Source organism: Shigella sp. FC1967, assembly GCF_001743005.1.
GTDB lineage: Bacteria > Pseudomonadota > Gammaproteobacteria > Enterobacterales > Enterobacteriaceae > Proteus.
Genome location: NZ_MIIZ01000541.1, coordinates 1 through 201 on the forward strand (window position 1 = coordinate 1; position 201 = coordinate 201).

At 39.8% G+C, this 201-nt stretch carries 1 pseudogene; it reads right to left on the minus strand.

Annotated features, from left to right (window positions below):
* Window positions 1–201, minus strand: a pseudogene (locus BHE89_RS25010) (hypothetical protein); the annotation flags it as partial.

Sequence of the window (201 nt, forward strand, 5' to 3'; positions counted from 1 at the left end):
ATAGCCACGATCAAAACCCATACGACGAAACGCAATTTTAGTGGTGCTATAACTAAACTTATCACGCATATCAATGGCAACTAAATCGCTATCGAGTACAGGATAGCCACGATCAAAACCCATACGACGAAACGCAATTTTAGTGGTGCTATAACTAAACTTATCACGCATATCAATGGCAACTAAATCGCTATCGAGTAC